At 43.1% G+C, this 3,517-nt stretch carries 3 protein-coding genes; all 3 read right to left on the bottom strand.

The window, feature by feature from the left end; translation table 11 throughout:
- On the bottom strand, window positions 1-1,344 hold a 1,344-nt coding region (locus AC1DUA_RS29170), incomplete at its 3' end, for a response regulator (RefSeq protein ID WP_477503086.1).
- Window positions 1,345-1,434: 90 nt separating this feature from the next.
- Window positions 1,435-3,204, bottom strand: a complete 1,770-nt coding sequence (locus AC1DUA_RS29165; RefSeq protein WP_477503085.1) for a cache domain-containing sensor histidine kinase — start codon at window positions 3,202-3,204, stop codon at window positions 1,435-1,437.
- A gap of 71 nt (window positions 3,205-3,275) precedes the next feature.
- Window positions 3,276-3,517: FCD domain-containing protein (locus tag AC1DUA_RS29160; protein WP_477503084.1), on the bottom strand; the 242-nt coding region annotated here is incomplete at its 5' end.

Genomic DNA, 3,517 nt, shown 5'->3' with positions numbered 1-3,517 from the left:
GATATGTTGTGTCATGAAATCAGCGACTTGTTGATGTTTGCTGTTGCCTTTGAATTCCCTACTCGTGCAAATCACCGATATTTTTTCCTTCAACCATTTGGCCAAATGCTCAGACTTAGTAATACCAGCCATTTCCATGACCACTTGCTCATTGGAGAACATATCATCAAGCACCATACCCACTTCATACAGGCAATAGGCAAAAATACCCCAAAGCTCCCCCGCCAGCATCTGTAGGTAATCAGGTGTAATCAACAACATATTTCGCTCAATCTCATCTAAATGCAGGGTGATAATCTCATAGGCCCTAGCCTCGTGAGATATTTTAATCGCTCCGGCCAGTTCCGAATAAAATTTCACTGGTCGAATTCTAGCCATTTCCTTTTCACCTTTGAAAATATGGCTATACATGAACACATCATAAATGTTGTTTACACGCTGCTCTTTCAGGTCCATGGCACGGAAGGCTTCTTCCGTAGAATCGGGAATATCCATCCAATGCGATTTTATCGCCCCAATACCAACGCGAACCGTTAAGTTCAAATGAAGTCTAATGCATTCTATGATTCGGATTGAAAGCTTAGTTAACTTCTCTAAGGAATCCGTGTATGCTTCCGCTGTGCCTAAATGCAACAACAACGCTGAACGTGTGCTGTGCAGATTGCTGTATTCATAAACTTCAAACTGCTCCATGACTACTTCTGAAACGATATTATGTACAGCAAATCGGAATAAATGCCAATCCGACAATGAGACTTCACTAGCGCGCAAATCACGAACGATTTCGATTCCCAAGACAACATGATCTTTATTTTGCMAATACTGAAACTGAGGAGGTAGCATAGCCTCATTCCAGTTACTACCGAGCGTACCCGCAACAGCGGATTGAACCCACTCCCTCTGGACAAAGGGCTCATACATCGATAGCTTCTGCTCAAGATTTACTTGCTTCATTCGCTGTTCTTCCTCATCCGTAAGCTCCTCTATGACCTTGGACAGAACAGAGTTAAGCGTTTGCAAGGAAACGGGCTTGGACACATAATCACTTACCTGACACCGTAAAGCCTGCCTAGCGAATTCAAAATCAGAATAGCCGCTTAGAATGATGATTTTCCCTTGGAATTCATCTTCTCTTAACCGCTCAATCATATCGATCCCATTCATAATAGGCATATAAATGTCCGTAATCACGATATCCGGTTGAGCTTCCAATACCATTTGTAAACCATCTTCACCGTTCATGGCTTCCCCGACGTATTCAGCATTCAGCGCCTCCCAAGGGATAGCAGACTTCATGCCCTGAAGTACTTGGCGATCGTCGTCAATGATTGCTATTCTCCACATAGTTTGGAAACCTCCTAAATGAAATCATAGCATGATCTCCTTAACGCTTAAATGCGACTAATGCACAAATTATTATAAAATCCATTCAAATTAATCATGGTGTTTTCCCCATATGGCTGAATCAGGGCGTGATGTTAAGATTGGCAGTGTGATGTGCACGCTCGTCCCACCTTCTTCACGCGAGCGCAAAACAACTTCATATCGATCCCCGAAGTAGCCCTTAATCCGTTCCTTCACATTCCGAACGCCATAACCACCTGTATGCCGTTGCTGTTGATTGCCGGGTTTCATCTGTAGGCCCACTCCATTATCCTCAATGGCAATATGCAAGGCATCGCTTTTTACGCCAATATGCAGCTGAATGCATCCACTGTTACGAACGGCAAAGCCGTGGATGATACAATTTTCCACAAAGGGTTGTAGAATCAGCTTGGGTAGGAACAATTGCTTAATGTCTTTGCTTACCGTGATGGCATACTCAAGTCCAGTTTTCCAGCGCAATTGTTGAATCTCCAAGTAGCTTTCCACATGCATCACTTCCTCCGCCAAGGTCACAAAGCTTTCTCCATTCGAAAGCCCTATGCGGAACATCCGCCCCATTAATTCGATGATTCTGCTGATCTCATGCTGCCCACGGGTTATCGCCATCCAATTCAATTGATCTAGCGTATTATATAAAAAATGAGGATTGATATTCGCCTGCAAGGCTTCAATCTCCGCTTTGCGCTGCTGCTCATAACGGCTCTGCAGCGATCGATACAGTTCCTCAATCCGTTCATTCTGTTTGGAATACCCTAAGAACAAGTAGCCAAATTCATTCTCATAATCCTTAGGCACATTGATTGTCTTTCCTCCTAATGAATACGCTGACATCATGCTAATCAAATATTTGATAGGTTTGGTAAATTGCTTACTAAGCCATAAAGCAAGGAGCAGGGTTAAGAGAACAGCTATTACTCCTATGATGCCTACTGCTTCCGCAAGCTTAAATCCACCAGCCGCTATTTGCTCCCAAGGCGTTACTTCGACTAGAATCCAGTTGGAACTAGGCGACTTGGAATACACTAGTAAGTTATCGTCTAATCCAGCTTCCCCCCGAATCCGCGTATAGCCGGAATCTTCTACTTTATGCTCCAGCCACTGTGATAATTGGACATGATTCGAGATATCCCCCGTGTGTAATAATAATTTGCCTGTATCGTCGAGTATCAAACGGTTAACCACCGAGGATTGCCCCGCTAATGCAGCACGAATACTTTCGGCTTTGATATGAATGACAAGAATACCCAAATATTTATTATCATAAATAATTTTTCTTGCATAACTCAGAACAGGTACTTCGCCCTGGAAGCTAGGAATCATGTGTTCACTAGACAAGGTGGAATCGTTGTCTTGCAAGGCGCTGTACCAGATTTGGCTCGAGGCCGCGGACCTTTCCATATATTGAATATAACTCTTAGAATCGCCGAATACCGGTTGATCCATATAGAGATCAATCCCTTGAATCATGGGGATCGAATAGGTAACATTCGCCAATGTTTGAGCCACGTTCCTTGATTCTTGAAAGCGCTGATACTCATCCTTCTGTACTCTAAGGTAGGAAATGAGCTGCTCCTCACGAGATAACGAGAGGGAGATCTGTTCAATCGATTGAAGGCGTGTAGAAATTTCCTTATTTAACTCCACAAGGAGTTTATGCTGATAAAGCGATGTCGTTTGGGCTAATTCATTCGATGACATCCGAAAGCTGATCAGGACCGTTAATGTGAGCACAATCACAATTAATGAGGCAAAGCTGTAGAAGAATAACCGATCAATACGATACTTTTTAAACGGATTGAACACTTTCAGAGCAACCATCCTCTCTACGATCAGCACTTCTTATTAATTGAAGACCTGCCGAGTATCGACAGGTCTTCGAGGTTATCACACTATTTAAAATAAGTTGGATATTTATTCTTTAACTCTTCTTTTTCAAATCGAACTCTACTTAAATGCTCACCCATAATCTTCTCCGCACGGTCCGGATTTTTCTCACGAATAGCTTGAATAATCCCTTGATGCTGCTCCAGAATAAGCCTCCAGTCTTCATCATCCGCAAGACGCAGAATGCGAACCCTGTTGTAATGGACATTCATCTGCTCCAGCATGCTCCATGTATGGGGTTTACCAC

It is taken from the genome of Paenibacillus sp. 01T422, from assembly GCF_056398785.1.
This window is presented reverse-complemented; position numbering and strand designations above follow the sequence as displayed.

Excerpts from the sequence above, each read along its gene's own strand:
- AC1DUA_RS29165 (WP_477503085.1), bottom strand. The coding sequence starts at position 3,204 with ATGGTTGCTCTGAAAGTGTTCAATCCGTTTAAAAAGTATCGTATTGAT.